9 protein-coding genes are annotated in these 22496 nt (G+C 44.3%); 6 read left to right on the forward strand and 3 right to left on the reverse strand.

Annotated elements, in window-relative coordinates; all coding sequences use genetic code 11:
• Window positions 1–254: 254 nt before the first annotated feature.
• From ACRD7P_RS03065 to ACRD7P_RS03090, 6 genes are all read left to right on the forward strand, one after another.
• Window positions 255–3056 carry a triple tyrosine motif-containing protein gene (locus ACRD7P_RS03065; RefSeq protein ID WP_430906025.1) on the forward strand — a complete coding sequence of 934 codons (2802 nt, stop codon included), beginning with the start codon at window positions 255–257 and terminating at the stop codon, window positions 3054–3056.
• 240 nt (window positions 3057–3296) lie between these two features.
• Window positions 3297–6362: a SusC/RagA family TonB-linked outer membrane protein gene (locus ACRD7P_RS03070; protein ID WP_430906026.1), complete on the forward strand. Its 3066-nt coding sequence runs from the start codon at window positions 3297–3299 to the stop codon at window positions 6360–6362.
• A gap of 34 nt (window positions 6363–6396) precedes the next feature.
• Entirely contained in the window at window positions 6397–7848 is a 1452-nt protein-coding gene (locus tag ACRD7P_RS03075) for a RagB/SusD family nutrient uptake outer membrane protein (RefSeq protein ID WP_430906027.1), read from the forward strand.
• A gap of 115 nt (window positions 7849–7963) precedes the next feature.
• A complete protein-coding gene (locus tag ACRD7P_RS03080; RefSeq protein ID WP_430906028.1) occupies window positions 7964–10099 on the forward strand; it encodes a hypothetical protein in 2136 nt (711 codons plus the stop codon).
• A gap of 11 nt (window positions 10100–10110) precedes the next feature.
• Entirely contained in the window at window positions 10111–12219 is a 2109-nt protein-coding gene (locus ACRD7P_RS03085) for a glycoside hydrolase family 16 protein (RefSeq protein ID WP_430906029.1), read from the forward strand.
• Between the two features lie 28 nt (window positions 12220–12247).
• Window positions 12248–13018: a glycoside hydrolase family 16 protein gene (locus ACRD7P_RS03090; RefSeq protein WP_430906030.1), complete on the forward strand. Its 771-nt coding sequence runs from the start codon at window positions 12248–12250 to the stop codon at window positions 13016–13018.
• A 496-nt stretch (window positions 13019–13514) separates the two neighbouring features.
• Here ACRD7P_RS03090 and ACRD7P_RS03095 read toward each other — a convergent pair whose 3' ends face one another.
• The 3 genes from ACRD7P_RS03095 to ACRD7P_RS03105 all read right to left on the reverse strand — a co-directional run bounded on the left by ACRD7P_RS03095 (window position 13515) and on the right by ACRD7P_RS03105 (window position 22398).
• Entirely contained in the window at window positions 13515–17111 is a 3597-nt protein-coding gene (locus ACRD7P_RS03095; protein ID WP_430906031.1) for a phytase, read from the reverse strand.
• A gap of 222 nt (window positions 17112–17333) precedes the next feature.
• Window positions 17334–20405: a sialate O-acetylesterase gene (locus tag ACRD7P_RS03100; protein WP_430906032.1), complete on the reverse strand. Its 3072-nt coding sequence runs from the start codon at window positions 20403–20405 to the stop codon at window positions 17334–17336.
• Between the two features lie 898 nt (window positions 20406–21303).
• Window positions 21304–22398, reverse strand: a complete 1095-nt coding sequence (locus ACRD7P_RS03105; RefSeq protein WP_430906033.1) for a helix-turn-helix domain-containing protein — start codon at window positions 22396–22398, stop codon at window positions 21304–21306.
• Window positions 22399–22496: the final 98 nt, after the last annotated feature.

Genomic DNA, 22496 nt, shown 5'->3' on the forward strand with positions numbered 1-22496 from the left:
TTTCAATGGCAACAGCTATTTTATGGCGTTTTTGTTTAGGAATAAAAAGTCTCAGGCAAAACAACAATATGCAACACCCTTATCACAAAAAAAGATATTGATTCAAATGGATATCCGCCTAGTTACTGACCGCTATGGCGTTTTTTCAGAAATACATCGAATTCCAATGGTACCGCCTACGCCATGTCCTTTTCGGGAGGGCCCCTAAACTGAAAATCAGTTATATTTAAGAATCCTTATTTAATTCGGCCCAAGTGAGATTCTGTTTGATGATGCTATTATTGGTTCCTTTTGGGCTATTGGCCCAAGAACTGCCTCCTATCCAAACATTTTCGCCATCGGACTATCAGGGCGAAAACCAAAATTGGGCCATTTCGCAATCGCTGGACAAGTTCATTTATGTGGCCAATGATCATAGCCTCATGGAGTTTGATGGTGTTCGGTGGAACAAATACGCCTCGCCGAACGGTTCCTCTATCAGAAATGTAAAGGTGGTCGGGAACAAGATATACACGGGATGCTATATGGAATTCGGGTATTGGACAAAGGATTCCACAGGGAAACTTAACTACACCTCGTTGGTGGATAAACTAAGCCGGCCCCTTTTGGAGGACGAGGAATTTTGGAACATCGTTGCCGTAGAAGATCGCATATTGTTCCAGTCGCTCCACAGGATCTATATCTACCCGCTTTCCAGAAAGGAGTTTCGAATTGTTGAAGCGGAGACCGATAAAGCGCAGCTGTTCAATTTAGAAAGTGGGGTGTATTTTCAAAGAAAAAACCAAGGGATATTCAAGATCACCGAAAATACTGCTCGCGCGATTACCCAAGATGAACGCATTAAAAACAAAACGGTAATCGGGCTTTTCGAGGATACTAAAGGGTTGATTTATCTTACTTCGGATGCCGAGTGGTACCGTGAGGAAAAGGATGGCAAACTTGTCGCCTGGGACATTCCCGCCAATACCGGTCTTTCATCGCTCAATATTTACAGCAGTTTACAACTTGGGGACGGTAGTTTTATATTGGGCACCATCTCCAACGGAATGTATCAAATATCAGAAGAAGGCAGTCTGATCAGAAAGATAGACCAACAACAGGGTTTGAACAACAATACCATACTGGCCATCTTCGAGGATAAAGATTCCAATGTATGGTTGGGGCACGATAACGGCTTGAGCGTAATCAACCTCGATTCCCATTTTAATGAATATATCGACAATGTGGGCAAATTGGGCGTGGTGTATGCATCAAAAGTTTTTGATGGTAAATTATACTTGGGTACCAATCAAGGGTTGTTTTGGACCGAAAAAGAGGGCGCTCCCAAATTTAAGCTGGTTCCCGGTACCGAAGGCCAGGTGTGGTGTCTTCCTCAAATCGGGGAAGCGCTTTTCTGTGGGCATCATAAAGGTACCTTTGTCATTGAAGGGGATATGGCAAAAATGATTTCCAAGTTTCCCGGTACATGGAATATTAAGCCGATAGCGGGCAAACCAAACTATTTGCTACAGGGCAACTATGGAGGGTTAAGCGTTTTGGAAAAATCGGACGGGCTATGGACGTTCCGAAACAAACTGAAAGGGTTCGATAATTCCAGCCGCTTTTTTGAATTCTCCGGTAAGGATACAATATATGTCAACCATGAGTTTAAAGGGGTATTTGGATTAAAGATCGATGACGACCTCAGAAATGCAAAACTGCTATCCAAAGAAGAGGGAAAGGGAAAAGCATCCAGCTTGGTACGCTTCAACGATGCACTTGTATACGCTACCGTTCATGCCGTTTTCGATATCGATACACAACGGAACCAATTTGTGGTAGATACCACCCTCACCAATATTTTTCACGAGGATCAAGGGGATGAACCGAGTATCTTAATTACAGATGGATCGGATAAAAAGTTGTGGCGGTTTGGAAAACAGGACATCATGTTCGCGGAACCCTCCAAGTTCGATGATGGCTATAACCGAACCGTTATAGCGGTGCCGAGGGGCCTGCGCAATAATTTGGGTGTCTCGGGTTTTGAGAACATCGGCACTCTTGGTGACGAAAAATACCTTATCGGCGCTTCTAACGGGTATGTTACCTTGAACAGGTCCAAACTCAAACCGAGTACATACACCGTTCTTTTTAATGAGGTAAAAAAGTACCGTTACGGCGATTCTCCCGAAAACATCCCTTTGGACACTGTTGCTTCATTGAAAAACCAAGAAAACAGCCTGCTATTTTCCTATAGCGTTCCCGAATTTGACAAATACAAAGCGGTAGCGTACCAATACAGGCTGATCGGAATGCACGAAGATTGGAGCGAATGGACCACCGTTCCCGAAGTTTCCTTTGAAAACCTACCCTTTGGGGAGTACACGTTCGTGGCAAGGGCAAAAGTGGGAAATACGATGACCGACAATGAAATTTCGTATACTTTTTCAATTGAAAGACCTTGGTATTGGTCCATAGTGGCCATAGCGTTTTATATTTTGGCTATTTTAGGATTTTCGGTGATGGTACACAAGCTGTACAAAAGGTATTATAAAAAGCAGCAGGCGAAAATAATGCGCGAGAACGAGCGAAAACTGAAACGTAAAAGAAACAAGGCCAAACGCAAAATAGTACAGATAAAAAATGAAAAGTTAAGAAATGAAATAGAGGCCAAAAATAGGGAGTTGGCCGTGGCGACCATGAGCATGATCAAAAAGAACGAGTTTTTGAATTCCATAAAATCACAATTGACCAAGACCGAGAACAATGCCGCCGTGGGGTCGGTCATTAAAATGATCGATCTTAACATTGACAATGAGGATGACTGGAAGTTTTTTGAAAAAGCCTTTAATAATGCGGATACCGGTTTTCTTAAGAAAATAAAGGAACTGCACCCCGACCTTACGTCCAATGATCTAAAACTTTGTGCGTATTTGAGATTGAACCTTTCTTCCAAAGAAATTGCCCCATTGCTTAACATTTCAGTGAAAAGCGTTGAGGTAAAACGTTACCGATTGCGAAAAAAAATGCAATTGGAGCACGAAAATAGCCTCACCGAGTACTTGCTCAATATCTAAGGCACTTAACAAACTTCTTTTTTACCACTACATTACCTATACAAACATGAAAATAGCGTGGTAATGTCGTCTTTTTTCATTTGGCTTTTGATTCGTTAAACCTGCGTTAAATACAGGCTTTCATTATGATTTTATCAAAAATTACCCAAAAAAATAGCGTTGTATGTTTTTTATATAGGTGAATATTAAGGATTTGTGATTTGGTGACGATAGTTTTGATTTTCGTAAAGAACGCACCAAATGAAACAATTCTTATTTTTTATTTCATTCCTGTTTTTATGCACCACTACCATAGCGCAGAGCGTGAAGGTTTCCGGTACGGTGTACGACCAAACCACTTCCCAGCCTTTACCAGGGGCAAATGTGTTTGTTAAGAATACAAATACGGGCACCACGGCGGACTTTGATGGAAATTTTGAACTATCGGACGTAGCTATCGGAGATGTGCTGGTGTTCTCCTATATTAGTTTTAAAAATCAAGAATACCCGATCGATGGTCCACAAAGCGGCCTGGAAATTTTTTTAGAGGAGGATGTTGCGGCTCTGGACGAGGTGGTGGTCATTGGCTATGGGACACAGACCAAAAAGGAAATCACGGGAGCGGTGGCCGTTATAGGTGCCCAAACCATAGAAGAGCTCAACCCGACAAGAGTGGAACAGGCCCTACAAGGCCAAGTTGCCGGGGTGAATATTACGGCAGAGTCCGGTTCGCCAGGTAGTGGCTCCAGTATCCGTATTCGGGGAATATCCACAAACGGCGACAATAGGCCCTTGATTCTCGTGGACGGAAACGTTATTGAAGACCTGAGCGTATTAAATCCGGGGGATATTGAAAGTATAAATGTGCTTAAAGATGCAACGGCAGGTATATATGGCGTACGGGCGGCAAATGGGGTAATTTTGATTACCACCAAGACGGGTAAAAGAAATTCGGAACTACGCTTCAGATATGATGCTTTCGGAGGTTTTCAGGAAACTTCGCGCACCATTCCGGTGCTCAACGCTACGGAGTACGCCTTGCTGGTAAACGAAGCCTTTGCCGCAAATGGCAGCCCCAATCCATTTCCGAACCTATCCCAATTGGGCGCAGGTACCAATTGGCAGGACGAAGTTTTTGGTTCCGCACCAATATTTAACCATAACCTTACCGTGGATGGCGGTAGCGAAAAATCAACATATTCCTTGGGAGCTTCACTGCTAACTCAAGATGGTATCGTGGGCGGTAACAAGGCAAACTTTAAACGGTACACCACCAGGTTCAACTTCAACACCGATATTCTTGAAAATCTAAAATTGACTACAAACCTTTTATATACGGGTACGGAAAGAAAAACACTGTCGGAGAACGCGATCGGGTCGGTATTGTTCAATGCGTTGAACAACGCCCCTACCTTTGCGGTAAAGGACGTGACAGGGAATTTTACGCTGGCCGAAGGACTGGGAAACGAAGTGATCAATCCCTTGGCGCAAATAGCCAATACCTTCAATAGCAACCGTGTAGATCGATTGAGCGGTAAAATTGCGTTGAACTATCGCTTTTTAAATAATTTTAAGGTCGAGAGTAGTCTTCAGTTCAACTATGCAGAAGTGCAGGGACGCGGTTTTTCCCCTACGGTTTTCTTTGGTTCCGGAAAAGTGTTCAACAACCTAGGACGAAACTCCCTGACCGCAAACAAGGATATTTTTAGGGACTACACCTTTGATACGTTTATCAATTACAATAAGCAGTTTGGGGAGGTGCACAACGTACAGGCCACTTTGGGTACTTCGGTATTTAAAACAACAGGATTGTTCTCCGGCAGTACCACTGGTTTCTTTGAAAACGAAGTCCCATTTGCCGAAGCCGATATCGCCAATACCGTGGATAGAAGAAATGGTTTAATAGATAGCGGTCTCAGCGGCAAATTTGATGAACGACTCTTATCCTACTTTACCAGGGTCCAATATGACTATAAGGGCAAATACCTGTTATCCGGTATTATTAGGCGCGATGGTTCTACGAAGTTCGGGCCTGAAAATAGGTTTGGGTATTTCCCTTCCGGTTCCGTGGGATGGATCGTTTCCGATGAGAATTTTTTAAGTAAGAGTAACATTATCGACTTTCTTAAGCTTAGGGGTAGCTATGGAATTTTGGGTAACGATCGTATCCCTTCAAACGGCTTTAGGGGAGTATTGAGCGGTGAAGCGGCTTATGTAGTGAACGGGGAGTTGGTGTTCGGCCAGGCCGTAGGCGTCTTGCCCAATCCGTCGATCCAATGGGAAGAACAAAAAACCTTTGATGTCGGGGTGGACATCAAACTGTTCGATAATACGGTTGACCTTACGGCGGATTATTTCAATAAAACAACGGAAGGACTCCTACTACAACCACAGGTATCGGGAATTTTAGGGGCCTCCGCCCCAGGTGCCCAAGCGCCGGTGGTAAACGGCGGTACCGTCGTAAATTCAGGTGTGGAGTTCGCCATAGGCTACCAAAGCGACCGTGCCAAGGCGTTTAACTATGGCATCAATTACAACGTTACCTTTTTAGAAAATGAGGTCACGCAGGTCAATAATGAGGCAGGATTTTTACAGGGCGGCTCTTTTGGTGTCGGCCAAGACCCACCGTCCAGAATGGAGGCAGGGAAACCTATAGGGTATTTCTTTGGATTGGAGACCGATGGAATTTTCCAAAATCAGGCCGAGATAGATGCGCACGCTACCCAGGCGAACGCCGGCCCGGGAGACCTTCGCTTTAGGGACCAAAATGGCGATGGACAGATCGATGCCGATGACCGCGTGGATATTGGAAACCCGATTCCCGATGCTACCATGGGACTGAACCTATCCATCAACTATAAAAACTTCGATTTTGGGGCCTATACTTTTGCATCCATCGGAAATGAAATCGTACGAAACTATGAACGGAACCAACCGCTGGTCAACAGATCGGTGTTCACCATCGATCGCTGGACAGGGGAAGGAAGCACCAACACCTATCCCAGGGTAACTACCGGGGCGACTTCCAACACCCTTTTTTCGGACTTTTTTGTGGAAGACGGTTCCTTTGTCAGAATTCAAAACGCCCAATTGGGCTATACCCTTCCCCAAAAGGCCATGGAACGTTTTGGAGCGGACCAACTACGAATTTATGTGTCCGCCAACAACATATACACCTTTACCGAATACCGGGGATACGATCCCAGTGGTGCCTCGGGGCCTTCCGGAGGTACAAACGGAAACGGTTCGCCCATAGGGGCCGGTATAGACCAGGGTTTTTATCCTGTGCCAAGAACCTATTTGTTGGGTGTAAATCTAAAATTCTAAAAGGATGAAAACGAGCAATAAAAACGTAAGACGTATGAAAAGAATTCTTTTTATCCTCCTTTCCAGCCTTGCAGTTTATGCCTGTACGGACGATTTTGTAGCGGTAGAATCCTTTAATGAGGATACCGAGAACTTTTTTAATTCGGAAGAGGATTATGAAAGTGCGCTCATTGCCGCATACGACCTGTTACAGTCGACCTATCTGAATGTGCTGTTGGGGGAAATTGCTTCGGACAATACCTTGGCCGGAGGTGAAAGCGCCACGGACGTACAAGGCATTCAAGAGATAGACGATATGGTACACACTCCGGTCAACCAACAATTAAGGGATGTTTGGAACTGGATGTTCGCGGGAGTGAACCGCGCCAACTATATTTTGGAATTTAAGGATAAAACCGATTTTTCCAACAAAGGGGTGGTATTGGCGGAAGCAACTTTTTTACGGGCCTATTATTATTTTGAATTGGTAAAATGGTTTGGCGACGTGCCTTTGGCCGTAGATCAACGGTTACTGTTCGGCGACCAGAACACCATAGAACGTACAGCGGCTTCCGAAATATATGCCCAAATAGAACAAGACTTGATTTTTGCCGCCGCGAACCTGCCCAATACCCAGGATGAGCTCGGTAGGGCCACAAAGGGTGCGGCCCAAGCACTTTTAGGAAAAGCCTATTTGTATCAAGGCAAATTTCAAGAAGCGGCTACCGTATTGGATGAAGTGATCGCTTCCGGAGGTTACGATCTTGTAGCCGACTACACCACTATATTTGAAAATGACAACGAGAACAACATAGAATCGGTTTTTGAGGTTCAGTATACCGATGTTGAGGGTGCCGGATTTGGTTGTTTGCAATGTAGCGAGGGCAACGTGGCCGTAGGATTTAATGGCATCCGCAATTACTCCGGACCGCTTTTCGAATCCGGTTTTAGCTTTAACGTGCCCACCCAAGAAGTTTTTGATGCCTTTGAGGCTGGCGATGTGAGAAGAGCGGTCGCCATATTGGATATTGAGGCTTGGGCGTCCGCCAACACCGACGTTTCCTTTGTGGAAGGTTTTGAACACACCGGTTACTATAACAGAAAGTATATCGCCCGCCAGGGGGATTTGAATACCGGTGATGCAAACCTGACCAACCCCAACAATTATAGGGCGATCCGGTTTGCCGATGTCCTTCTTATGGCCGCCGAGGCCTATAGTCGCGGTGGTCTTGGCGACGCTACCGCACAGCAATACCTAAATCGGGTAAGAAATCGGGCAGGGTTGGGAAATGTGACGCTAACAGGAGGTGACCTTACCGCAGCTATTTATCAAGAGCGAAGGGTGGAACTGGTCGGCGAGGGCCATCATTTCTTCGATCTGGTACGAACAGATCGTGCCGCGGCGGAGATAGACGGATTTACGTCAGGAAAAAACGAAATTTTTCCGATTCCCAGTATAGAAATAGAATTGGCCGGTAACCGATGGAACCAAAACCCGGGCTACTAACAAACCACCTCGGGGCAAGCCCGCGCGGTATTCGTGAAGAACAAGTTTTTAAATACGGGGCAAGCCTCGGGATCCTAAACCCTTTGGCGGTGCCAATAAAATTAAATGTTGAAAAATGAGAAATGCTAAAAATTTTCTGATAACCCTATTCGTAGTGCTCTTCGCGGCCTGTGATGAAGATGAAACGACCTCCGTTGCACTACAGGACATCTCCGCACCCACAAACGTAAACGCCGTTTTTGATATTTCCGATGACGATACTGGAACGGTCACCGTAACCCCAACGGGTACCGGGGCCTCGTCGTTCGAAATATTCTTTGGCGATGTTGAAAATGAAACTGCGACCACCGCATCGCCGGGCGAAACCATAAGCAAGATCTATGGAGAAGGTACCTTTACCCTTCGTATTGTAGCAATAGGGGCTACAGGTCTGAAAAGTGAACTGGTCAGAATCGTCACCATATCCTTTACGCCACCAACCAATTTAGCGGCAACTATTACCGTATCGGAAACAGATCCCTTTGAGGTAACCGTAACTCCTTCTGCCGATGATGCCACGGTGTTCGATATTTTCTTTGGCGATGTAGAAGAGGAAACGCCTACTACGATTATGGCCGGTGAAACCGCTACCAAAATATATGCGGAAACCGGGGATTATACCGTTCGGGTCGTGGCACGTGGAGCCGGATCGGCTACCATCGAACTTTCGGAAACGGTAACCATTACCGGATCGGATAACCCCATTGTATTGCCGATAACATTTGACGATGCTACCGTAAACTACGCGTTCGGAACCTTCAATGGTGCAAGCTACGAAGTGGTGGACAATCCGGACCTATCCGGTGCCAATACGGAGGCATCAAAGGTTGGGGCCATCACCAATTCGGGAAATGCCTTTGAGGGCGGGGCCTTTAATTTGGGTACTCCCGTCGATTTTAGCGGTACGGACAAAACCATCGCTATGAAGCTTTGGTCAACTTCCGCTGTGCCTGTTTTACTAAAATTCGAAGGTGGTGTCAATGGCGAAAGAGAAAATGAAGTTACCGTAAATCACGGAGGTACCGGTTGGGAGATCTTAACGTTCGATTTTGCCAACAATGCGGTCAAAAGTTTTATTGACGGCAGCCAGGGTGTGGGCGAAGCTTTCGTTCCGGATGGACAGTATGCTACCATTGTTATTTTCGTGGACGGGCCGGGTACTAGCGCGGGTACGTTCTACCTGGACGACCTGGAACAATCCTTGGGAGCAATGGCAGCTTTGGAACTCCCTATGGATTTTGACGATCCCGACGTGGACTATGCCTTTGGAACCTTTAACGGTGCAAGCTATGAGGTAGTGGACAACCCGGACCTATCAGGTGCCAATACGGAGGCATCAAAGGTTGGAGCGATCACCAACAGTGGGAATGCATTTGAAGGAGGTGCCTTTGATTTGGGTACACCGGTGGATTTTATGACCGACAAGACCATTAGCATGAAATTTTGGGCCACTACTTCAGTACCCGTGCTATTAAAATTTGAAAATGGGGTCAATGGCGAACGTGAAAATGAGGTCGTTGTTACCCATGGCGGTACCGGTTGGGAAGATCTTACGTTCGACTTCGCCAATGATGCAACCAAGAGTTTTATTGACGGTTCCCAAGGGGTGGGCGAAGCTTTCGTGCCGGAAGGACAGTATGCGACCATGGTACTCTTTGTAGATGGTCCCGGAAATACGTCGGGTACGTTCTATGTAGATGCGATTGTGCAATCGGCACCGGACATGGGCGCGGCCGTTGTGCGCCTTCCCTTGGATTTTGAATCGACTACGCTGACATACAATTTTGTAGGTTTTGAGGGTGCTGATTCGGCTATTGAAGCGAATTCCGTTTCCGGCGGTATCAACACCAGTACACAGGTTATGAGGATCACCAAAACCAATGGCGCCCAGTTTTTTGCGGGTACTTTTGTTGACCTGGAGGAGGCCATTGATTTTTCAGCCTCGCAAACCCTTCGGATGAAGACATACTCGCCAAAGGCCAATATTCCTATAAGAATGGCCTTGGAAAACTCCGAGGGCGGGGTCACTCAAATAGCGGTGGATGTCAATACCACGGTCACCGACCAGTGGGAAGAACTCACTTTTGATTTCAGCGGCGTTTTTGATGCTGACGCCTCATACAATCGGGTAGTCATTTTCTTTGAATTTATCGATGGGCTTGCCGGTGACGGTAGCACCTATTATTTTGACGATATCGCGTTGAGCAACTAAAACCTATGACCATGAAAAGAGCAATCAGCTATTGTATCGGCTTCTATACGGCACTGACCCTATTAATTTCGTGTCAAGAAGACGAACCCACATTGGATGCCGTTATAGTACCTTCCAACCTCACGGTAAACACTTTGGTGGCGGACGACCAATCCGGTAACGTAACCGTTACGCCATCAGCCGAAAATGCGCTTAATTTTCATGTCATTTTCAATCAAGGGGAAGACCCCGTCGTAATTTCAAATGGAGAATCGGCCAGTTTTAGATATACCCGGTCCGGGCAGTTCTCCACGCCCATTACGGTCATCGCTTTTGGTAAAGGAGGCGTAAGTTCAAGTACCACGGTCAATGTGGATATGGATGTGCGTTTGTTTATCGATGAGGAAACCCTAAGGCTGATCGGTGGCGATGGTGCCAAAAGATGGGTCTGGGACCGGACCGTAGGCGGTCATTTTGGAGTAGGTCCCTTGACAAATAGTTTTCCCGAATTCTTCAGTGCAGGCCCAAACCAATTAAATTCCTGTCTTTATGATGATGTTTTGGTGTTCAGTTATGATGAAAACGATAATTACGGGTACACCTTGGAACCTGGGGAAGGGAATGAAATATTTATGAACTGGACCGAGGTAAACCGATTTTTTCCGGATGCTACCCCCCAACAATTTGCGGATGAATGCCGCGATATCACGGATCAAGCAGTTTTTGATACGAGTTTTGTAATCATCGAAAACGAAGATGGAACCCGTACGTTGGATGTCGGCAGTAGCTTTTTAAGCTATTGGTCGGTGATACCGGGGCAGTACGAAATATTGGAGCTTTCTGAGAACAGATTGGCCTTGCGTGGAATCAGCCAACCTTTCAATGGTGACGACCCACTTGCCTGGTACAGCGTTTTTGTACCGGAAGACCAAGGGGATACCGGAAGCGGAGAAGCGTTGGAAACCGTTTTTAATACCCTCGTATGGTCGGATGAGTTCGACGTTGACGGGGCTCCCGATCCTGCAAATTGGACCTACGATTTAGGAACGGGCGATAACGGTTGGGGCAATGAAGAGGCCCAAAGCTATACCAGTAATGCCGACAACGTTGTTGTTGAAAACGATCTTTTGAAGATAACCGCTAGGGCGACCGGAGGAGGCAGTGCGGCCGATGTTTATTATTACGATAGTTTCCGACAGGCCGATGCTGGTGCAAATCCTATTCAGGAAGTACAGGATTTTGAGGGAACAGCTCCAGAATTCAATGGGTTCGAAGGGGCAAGCTCCGCGGTGGTCGGTAATCCCGATATTTCTGGCATCAATACTTCCGCGAACGTGGCATCGTTCACGAAGAATGCGGGTGCAGCCACCTTTGCGGGAACATTTTTTGATTTGGATGCGCCTTTGGATTTTTCTGTAAACAACCGATTGCTTTTAAAGACCTGGTCCCCTAAATCGGGGGCCGTTGTTCGACTTAAGCTTGAAGATTCATCGGACGGTTCAAAATTTGTAGAGGTAGATGCGACCACAACGGTCGAAAACCAATGGGAAGAATTGACCTATGACCTAAGTGCCGCTCCGGGGTTCGATTACGATAGGATCGTAATTTTCTTTGACTTCGGGCTTGCAGGTCCAATGGGTTCCGCCTATACCTCGGCACGGATAAAAAGTGAGGGACTTCAGGAGTTTACCTACGGTAGGGTAGCGGCAAGGGCCAAGCTGCCCACGGGCGGAGGTACCTGGCCCGCAATTTGGATGTTGGGAGGGGATTACTTGACCAACCCATGGCCAGCCGCGGGTGAAATGGATATTATGGAACATGTGGGCAACCAACAGGACATTGTTTTTGCCAGTACCCACGATCCCAATAATTTTGCGGGCAATGCCAGAACGGGATCGACGTTGGTCTCGGGCGTATCCGAGGAATTTCATATTTATGAAATGGAATGGACGCAGACCGAAATTAAATTTGCGGTAGACGGTACCGTATACCATACCGTTTCCAATGACGGTACCTTGCCCTTTAACAAGGACTTCTTTTTCATTTTAAATGTGGCCATGGGAGGCACCTTTGGTGGCGATATCGATTCGAATTTTACCCAGTCGACCATGGAAGTTGACTATATCAGAATGTACCAATAAAGCGCTGTTCGTCAAATTAGTTGTAACTATGAAATACATTATGCGTTTCGTACGCTTTCCTTTGATTTTACTTCTCATTATTTCATGCAATGCGCAAGAGGTATTGCTTTGGGAGGAGGACTTTTCAGGTACTGGCTTGAACAAGGAATATTGGAATTTTGAATTGGGTGACGGTTGTCCCGATCTGTGTGGCTGGGGGAATAACGAACCTCAGGTATACACAAAATCCAACCACAGATTGGAAAATGGGTATCTGTACATTACCGTGGATAAAAAAGACTCGGTATATACTTCTACAAAAATCACTACCGAGAAGAAGTTCGAGTTCCAGTATGGTAGGGTAGAGGCACGGGCCAAACTACCGATAGGAAAAGGGATATGGCCGGCCTTTTGGATGCTTGGATCCAACCACAGAGAGGTCGGTTGGCCATTATGTGGGGAAATCGATATTCTGGAATACGTAGGGCGCGAACCCGATATGATCTTTAACTCCCTGCATACTGCCGATAGCCATGGTAAAACGGTAAACACCAAAAAAAGTACTATTGAGAATATAGAGGAAGGCTTTCATGTCTATGCAGCCAACTGGACACCCGATAAGATCGAATTTTTTGTGGATGGAGTGCTGTTGTACACATTTCAACCCGATAAAAAAGATGAAAAAATATGGCCCTTTGACCAACCTTTTTATCTCATTCTAAACGCGGCGATTGGCGGCGATTTTGGCGGGCATGATATCGATAATGACATACTGCCCCAAGAATTCGTTATTGACTATATTAAGGTATTCAAAAATTAAATTGCGACAAGCTAATTTTACGATAGTGTCCAAGCCCGAATAGTTGAAAAAATGGTACTAGAACAGGCCTGATGACCTAGTGGTTTCCAGGTGTTCCCCCCGAGTACCATTTTTCATTTTGTTTTGATCCAATTTCAAAGTTAAAACGGTATACTTTCCATCCGAAATAGATTTTTAGCGCTGAAGCGGGTTCAAAGGTCCTTTCCTTTTTGCAATCAAAAAAATGCGCTAGTACACTTCCTTTTAAAGAAGGTGCCGGCGCATTCACCACTTGTTTACAGCGAAAATCTCTTTCAACTGTTTTACCATACCCCCGTTTCCGGAGACAGTTATCTTCTCCATATTTTCTATCTCCTTCAACTTGAAGCGTAGTTCGTTTTCCCAATTTAGGTTCGCTATGAGGCTCTTCCCCATTCCATGGCGATGCGAAAAAATCCGCAATTGCCAAGACCAAATCAATCAATACGAATGTAACCATAGTATGGTTTCCATGCGATTACTTAAGAATTAGCTTGCCCGTATGTCGCTTAGATGTGGTGATTGCCTCAATAATGTACATTCCGGATGGTATTGAACTTAAATCGATCTCTAACAGCTTTTTTTCGGAAGTGTTGATCGTTTCATAAACTAGTCTGCCATTCATATCAAGAATGCGTGCCGCTAAAATAGTCGTTTCTTCCTTGGGTATTTCCAACTTCAAAATCCTGTTTTTATTTGGATTGGGATAGAATGTTAGTTTTTCAATACCACTGATATCCAATAGGGGTCTACTAGCATCATGATCACAAATATTACCTATTCCGTCACCATCCTTATCTCCTTGATCGGCGTTGGGAGTTGTGGGACAGTTGTCATTTACATCAAATACGCCATCGCCATCGCTATCTTCACTTTGAAATTCGATAAAACCTTGACATAGCAATCTTTCAGAAAGCGCCCCTCCACAGCTATTGGTCTCGTTATTATAACTTCCGGTGTTTACTGCTTGTTGTTCTGCTTGTAAAATGGCATCATTTATGGAGATAAAATCTATTTGCAGGTTTTTGTCTTCACCATTTTCTTCAATGGATCCATCTAGGAATTCGATTCGTATGGGTGCATTTGGCGTAGGGAGAATGAACTCAAATTGCTGGTAGCTTTTGGTCACTTGTTGTGTAGCTCCTATTTGAGTACCCTCGACCAGTACGCGAAACATTTCTTTACCGCTGTCGCCTTTTGCCTTTACGACCAGTCTGTCACCGCCGGGCGTTCCAGAATCTTGGGTATCCTGCAAAAAATATCCGGAAAAGGCGATTAGGTAACCCATAACTTCGATATCCGGTTCATTTACCCAGTGTTTATTGTATGCATCTATATACGCCTTAGCAGGTGGGGGTACGTTGTCATTGTAATTGCTGTTGAGATAACTTCTGTCGTGCGAAGGGCCTTTGACCGGAAGCCCGCTAGGTGCAGCATCACTAATACTAAAAGGCCTAAAATGCGGGGTTGTCACAGGAGAACTGCCTACACCGGTAATGAACACCTTGCCTAGCGCGTTTCTACCCAATAGGATATGAAATTGATCTAACGCTACATTCTTATATTTGATATCTCCTGTAATCTGATAAGCACCCATCAAAGTCCATGCTTTGTGAAGCATGTTTCCAATGGTATGCCGGTGCTCCCAATACTTCTCTGGCAATATATTGCCATAACCGTCCGAAGTATTTTGAGCCATGTAAGAACCAAGTTGCGCCTTCATCGCATTGATGATATCATTTTTAATGGTAGCATTAACGGCCCTATTCTCAATAAGGCAATAGCGCTGCAGTACCTGTAAAAGATTCTCGATACGCATAGAATGTGTATTTGGGTTTTCTTCCGGGAAGGGATAATTTAGTTTGCTGTAGCTGTTATAGATAGCAACAAATTTGTCGTGATATTTCTGTTCCCCTGTGTTGATGTATAATTCCATGGAGAGCCAAAGGAAATCTTCCTGGTAGGTAAAGTCAAAACGATATGCCTCGACCGTATCCGCAGATCCTGTCCTTCCATTCGCGTTTAAAAAATTCCATGCTGCTATTGCCTTTTGCTGACAGCGATTCGCAAATGGCGTGTCGTAGTCTTTAAATACACGATTTGCTCTGGCCAATACGGCCCCTACTTTACCCGTGTTTGTGGAGTATACATCCCCGATCAGGTATTCCGTATCATCGTTCTGAGGAGGAACCCGGCTTGGATGACTGTCTTGAACCGGGCCGAGACCAATGGAAACACCGCCGTCATCGTTCATCATCTTTATCATCCAATCCAGCCCCCATTTTGCCTCAATCAGCAAATCGGGCATACCGGAAATACGCTCATTTGAAGCTAAAGAAGAGGGGATTTCATCAAATTCACGGGGAAACAACTCTGCTATTTCCAACATTCTATTGACCGCCTGGGCATGGCTCATCGTGGATCTTCTGTAATCGCCTCCATTATGCCAGCCACCTTCAACATTTCTATTGTCCGCAATGTAGTTACCATCTACATATCGCTGTTTGCCGGCATGCAAGTGGCATTTAGGATGCCCTACAACCTCATGTTGAACGGCATAACTACAACGGCTGGAATAGATCCCCCTTAACGAAGTACGGAACAACTCCTGGTACACTCGATCACCAATAACAAAAGCAGGAGAGGTTTGTTCATTTACCTTGACCCTGTACCTACCAGGGGTGGTAAAATCTGAAAAATCACCTTTGAAGACGTTTTCATTGGCGTATTTATCGTATTTGGAATCAGACATGTTTCCCGTAAACACTACGTTGTTATCAGTATCCAATAACTGGAAAGAAGCCGCTGAAAAATTGGTCCTAAAGTCTTTGGGATGTAAGGTTTCGTAACCTACTTGATTTACATGTATTTTGTCCGTCGCATTTCCTGTGGCATTGGAATCGCTTGATCTTGGGTCGTAATCGGTTTGTATGTTCAAAGGCGTATTACCGGCGTTTGCTATGGCATCCCATTTTACAAATTTGTAACGTGAAATTTGATTTGCCACTCCATCGTGGGCCAAAAACATGCCTTTCGCGAAATCGCCTCCTAAATTCACGTTGGTGACATCAATGCCATCTGTATTTTGAACATCGGTCAGTGCAAAGCTTTTGAGGTATTTGTTTTTTGCCTGACTATCTGCAAAGGCTCTTTCGAAAACCGCGTACTGATTTTTTCCCTGGACCGATGCTATTAAATATCCATTTCCCGAGTTTCCGTAATACAACGTTAACCCCTCCACATCTGCAGCAAGGTTGGCATTACCGGAGACGGTAGCGACGGTCACTCTTTCATTCATAAGTACACCGTCGCCGTTGGTAGGGTACCGATAAATACCTTTGTCCTCAGCGGCGATATAGATGACGTTTTTCTCGTCATCCGCCACAATTCCCTCAACTTCAGTTCCGTTGCCACTAACATCTATTACCGTTGTTACCCGTACCCCTTTGATACGGTCTTCTTCCGCACCTGACAGGTTGGGTTCCAATCGATATTGCGCTACTTTTCCCGCCTTATCACTAACAATAACGTAATGGATGTCTTTGGCTTTGTTATGGAACATGGCCAGGCCATAGGGGGCATCGCCTCCGGACAAGAAGCCATTTCCCAGCGCTATTTCACCGACTTTTTCTAGGGTAACAAAATCGCCACTGGTATTCTTGTTGACCTTAAAAACATCTATTTCCTCATCCGATCTGTTTGAAACGCATACAATATCCCAAAGTTGCTGACCGGTATCAAAGTTGTATTTGATATCAATGTTGTTATAGCGTTCGCCTTTTTCAAAAAGATTGATTCCTTCTTGCCAAGTGTTTTGCCTTACAGATTTCCCATCCAATTTAAAGGCGTAGATGCCGCCGACGTCCGTTTTACTTTTATTCACTCCTAAGACCACACTTTTGCTTGGTGTATAGGGGTGGATCCAGATACAGGGGTCATCTGCCTTATCCCCATTTCCCAACATGGGTTCCGAGGTTATGGTTGGACGTATCACTGGAATGTTTTGCGCAAGTGCATTGCGGGACGTAAATAGCAATAGAAACAGTAAAATGGGGAGTGTATTTTTCGTATTCATGATTTTATAGGATTAAGAAGGAACGTATTTAATAGTATTTAGGTAACCATAATGCGGAATATCCGGGTGGGGGCTATGTCAGAAAGCGCAAAATGAAAGGTCTATAGAAGCTATTGAAAAACTATCTTGGTTTGATATTTCAACAACTATTTAGGGGGCTCTTTATCGATAAAAACAAAAATGGGGCGGTAAACGATAGTTCACCACCCCCTATTGTATTGTTTAATGCCGTATGATGATTTTGCCGCTTTGCTTATGGCCATTTACGTAGACAACGGACAGTATGTAAGTGCCATCTTTCAACTCGGACACATCGATACTCCTGTCTTCGAAGGTGGTAATCTGTTTCAGCAATGCTCCCGAAAGCGTATAAACATTCACATAAAGAATGTCTTCTTGGCTGTCCAAGGTCACGGTGCTTTGGGCCGGATTTGGATATAGTTGTAACTCCTTGTCCTTGGCCGCCACATTATCTGCTTGCAGTCTCGTACTACCATTGCCATTGCAACCCATAAATTGTATTTCGTTTAACTTGAGGTCTTTTTTGGTCCAGTTCTTCAGGTCGGTTAATTCCTGGCCACCAATGGAAACACAATCAAAGGTGATGTTCTGGGGGAAAATGGTATTGCTATACCCTAAGAACCTGCTTTTAAGTCCTCCATCGGCCGCCACGGTCCAGTTCCTAAATGTGATATTCCTGAATTTTGCACTTACCAAGCGCTCACCCGAATTTTTGCCTGGTTGCATCTTCAGGTCAAAAAGTCGTTTATTTAGGTCTTTGTCCTCTACCCGTATATTTTCCAACAGAATATTTTCGATAACAGCGTCGGATTTCAGGCCTTGCAAATCAATGACATTTCCGCCCGATGTATTGTTTACGTTGCCGCGATGGTAAAGGATATCGGCATCACGAACAACACAATTTTTTCCGCCCGCGTAAGCGGTAAAAATAAAGGCAGAACCATTCCCGTCATTCCATGATGAAATGCGCCGTATCGTAACGTCGTCCATAGAGCTGGCAACATAGTAACCATCATCTTGTGTACGGGTGAAACAGTCTTCGACCAAGGCATAACCCGATACATGTATCCCATCTCCATTGGGGCGCCAACTCATGATCTTAACCCGTCGTATTTCATTAGGTGCAGCGGCAGAACCGTCACCAATGGTCAAGGAATGGTGCGAGGGGTCTTCAATGGTAATATCCTCGATCTTTAGATTGCTACTGCCTCTTAACCATTTAATTGCAGCTTGCGCTTGTTTTGTTCCGTTGATAAACCTGGGTAAATGTGCACCTGAAAGGATCCCCAAGCCAAAAACTCTTATGTTGTTGTATTCCACCTCTTTTTCAAACGTACCTTTCACAAAAGCACCGTTGGCAAAGTAGTAGTTTACGCCATCCTTTACCTTGTAATTGAGTCCCATATTATGTGTCCCAGGTTTAAAAACTACCGTTTGCCCCGCAGTGAGATTGGACGCTTTGGGCATGCCGGTACCAGGTTGTACTACAACGAGATTGTTCGTGGGGGCGTCGATGAACGGATTGGCAAAAATACCAAGGGTATTTTCTAATTGTGCCTTTCCTCCGGACAGTGGCACTACGGAAAGATAAGCTGTTTTCAGATATGCAGTGGTAGGGGCTTGCACGCGTATCTTGGCGACACGCTTGTCGTTTTCGGTTACGTACTTGACCGCTGCTCCTTTTTTACTGGGACGAACTTCCAGGTTTGAAATATTGCCATTTTTCTTCACAACTTTCACCCATGCTCCTTGATCACCAAACTCAAAATTCACATAACCCATCTTATACCCCCGTAAGAAGTGGTCACCCGTATTTGAATATCCAGGTTTGATGGTGTTGTTCTTCGCAAGGGTATGATGTACATGCGCCTCTTCGTAAGGGCCATTTTCATTGACCGAAACAAATACCTGATATTCATTTGATCTGGGAATATCGTTGCGAGGTGGCAATACCCTTATACCGCCTGTTTCGGTGTCATCTTCGTCTTTTGACGGGATGGTGATCGTTTGCTTGTTGGATGTCGCCACGGCTACCTCATTTAACATGGGTCTTACAACATACGTATACTCGGCATTAGGTTCTGGATTTGTGTCGGTAAATGTAAGCGTGTTTGCTGCAACGTCGCCAATATTGTCCACATCATCCCCTCTAAACCGACGAACCCGATAGCCTGTTTCCCCTGCAACATCGCTCCAGTTTAAGGTTACACCACTTTCGGTATAGGTGGCCTTCAAATCGGTGATATTGGGCAGTGTTTCATCACCGGGGTCTGTATTGCATGAGATCATTGCATTGAACAGTCTATTGCCCGCCTTCCTGATGGCAACGGCATCCCAATGAATGGGTTCATTGTCAACTCTGGTAGTAAGATCAATGGTACTGACATAAGAAGTGGTAGCAGCATTGTTCGCGGCATATTCCTGCATCGCATGGGCAACATCTAGGTCTAATTGCCCGGCAAATGTATAGGCCGGTTCCATCAAAACTACTTTCATCGAATTTGCCTGGCCGGGAAGTAAATTTTCAATATCGGCCTTTAGGTCGCTAAGCATAGTTCTCAGTAGCGCACGATATTGATTTTTGGACATTGCTTTATCCGCTTCGCCCTGTTGCCAGCCAAAACCGACCAGATTAATGGTTTTGTTGGCTTGCTTTAGTGCGGTTACTTCCCTGGTAATTCGCGCAAGAAAGTCGTCGTACATGCGTTCTCCTTTTTGCCAAATTTCAATAGAGGTTCCGCCAGAAGCCCCATTGATCAGGGCCAACTTTGTTTGTCCACAATCATATAGTTTGCGGGCCAGCGGTACGTGCATTCCATAATTTCTTACTTCAACCCCTGTATTTTTTAATTTGTGTAGGTGGGGCGATAAAGCCTTAAAATCACCAATACTTCTCGAAACCCCGATTACATTGGAATTGTTGCTCAAAAGTACGCCCACATCCGTTTCGGCCGGGTGGTTCCTGGGGACTCGTTCAGACCAAAGTGCCCTACCTCGCATATTTGACTGCCCTGCCAATAGTACAAGGTCATAAACCTCTGACTCTTTCTCCGTTTTATCCTGACTAGAGTTTATGTTCGAGTCGGATAGGTTGATCATGGTTCCACCGTATGAGGCAGTATGCAGTTGGTTTTCCATTTCTGGTGTCGCATCAACCGGATTCCCTTTCGCGGTGGTCGTTTTTTTAGAAAAGGCGGTAGTGATACAAAATGCGCAGAGCGCTAGCAAAATGTTGGTTTTCAATTTTATAAAGTAAGTGTCATTTTTTTTCATGGGGAATATTTTGAATTCATGTTAATTTTTTGGGGTTTCTATCAACTTTTCAAACGGCTCTTTTACGCTATGATCCAGATGTACACATGCCCGCCACTGGTGCGTTTTACCAAGGCTTGCCTTGAGTTTTACGCGTACGCTTGTATGCATGGGATTGTACCAAGGATGTTAGCGAAAATTTGGTTTTGGAAAGTGAATGCTACCTGTGAATGCCATGGTATCGCACCAGCTATTACAAAGCTGACATGAACACCAATACGCATATCGGGGCATTTCTAAGCTATGGCGGCGGATCGGAGAAACGGCGCAGTAGCATCGATTGGAATACAAGAAAGATTTTTAAAAAAATCTGAAAAAAGTAGGTTCTACCACAAAGGCAACGTTCAATCATAACATGTATATAATTTTGGGTTACTTAAAAAAATACATGTTGGTTTGGCCATATATTGACACGGTCATTGCTTGGGGCATTTTAAAAACAATGTACCCGTACCAAATATAAGAAGTGGTAAAAGTACTTGTAATTAGCTAGTTATAACTGCTAATTTGCAAATTTGGATAACAAATATGAAGACCGTTGGCATTAAAAACCAGGGTTTGGAAAACTGGTTTTTACGGATATTCCCTTATTCTATAACCGATAGCAGATGAATTTGAAACAGCGGTAGTTACGTGTAGATTATGATTTTTTTGACCTTAGGGAAGGTACTAAAGAGACCACCAAAAGAAGGGTCTTGTTCTCCAAAACCAGGATTTCTTGCGATAATTAACCTATTTCAGTCATAATAACTGGCAAGTTTTGGTTCAAAATGCCAAGGTCGGCAGTAGTAAAGTCGGCTTACCCGTAATGGCACAAACTCAAAAAACCAAGACTATCCATTTTAATTAAGCGATACCCCTAATAATTTAAAAATTGTTTTTTGTACTGATTCGGTGTCATTCCAGTAGCTTCCTTAAAATTGGCGTAGAAGCTCGACTCTGATTTGAAACCACTGTCTATGGCAATGGAAAAAATTGTTAGATTTTGATTTTCAGATTTTTGCAATAACTTCTTGGCTTCTTCGATTCTTTTTTCTTTTATAAACTGGCTAAAGCTTTTCCCCAGTTCATCGTTCAAAAACTTTGACAATAAGTAGGGTCGAATATCGAGTTTTTGAGCCAGTTTATGTTCGTTAAGTTCTGTATCCAAATAGAGCTTTTTTTCATTTATCTGCTCCAACACAAGGGACATTTCCTCGGAGAGGGGGGGATTGTGAGCATTTAAACCAGTTTGAAAATTAGGAAACCCGGCAAGTATACGCGGATATCTTATGAAGAGATAGCTACTAATAAAAAGTATGAAACAAGTAAATATGATATAATTGAGATGCGTTATCGGCCTTATCATCATTAACGAGCTCTTGGTAGTTATTAGTACCTCGCTTAGAATGGAGAAGAGTAGATTAAAAAAACTGATATAGGTAATCACCGCTAAAAAAATAATCAAGGTTTTGGGCCACGTCAAGAGTTTTCTGTATTTATTCTTAAAAGATGTTTTAGCCAAACGAAAATCCGGTAGCATCTTCAATAGCAAAATTAATTTCCATCCAAAGACTACGATTAAACTTCCCTTATGTAGCCGCGTTCCGATGTAATCATGAAAATCAAGGTCGTTTTTAAAACAAACAAAACCCAACAGCAATAAGGACCAAATAAGACAGGGTGCAAAAAGTATTCGATAATCTATGGTGAGATTTTTGTTGAATATCTTTTTTAAGTAAATATAAAGTAGGGTAGGAAGCAGTAAATCTAAAATATCGGGCACCACCAATAATTGTGGGGTATTAAACTTAACTTCTGTAAACCGCAAAACATATTGAAACGTGATATTAGTAGATATCACAAAAAAGATAAATGACAAAAGGTAATTGCCATACCCCTTTTTTACTAGGGGGATTACAATACCAACCAATACACTTTGAATTATTCCCCAGATGAATAAGGCAATAGTCATCCTCAAATATAATCATCAAATATTAAAGGATTTAAATGAGGTTTAAATAGCATGACTAAAAAAAAAATGCGCTAGTACACTTCTTTTTAAAGAAGGTG

The sequence above is a fragment of the Maribacter sp. 2-571 genome (assembly GCF_050589625.1).
Classification (GTDB): Bacteria; Bacteroidota; Bacteroidia; order Flavobacteriales; family Flavobacteriaceae; genus Pelagihabitans.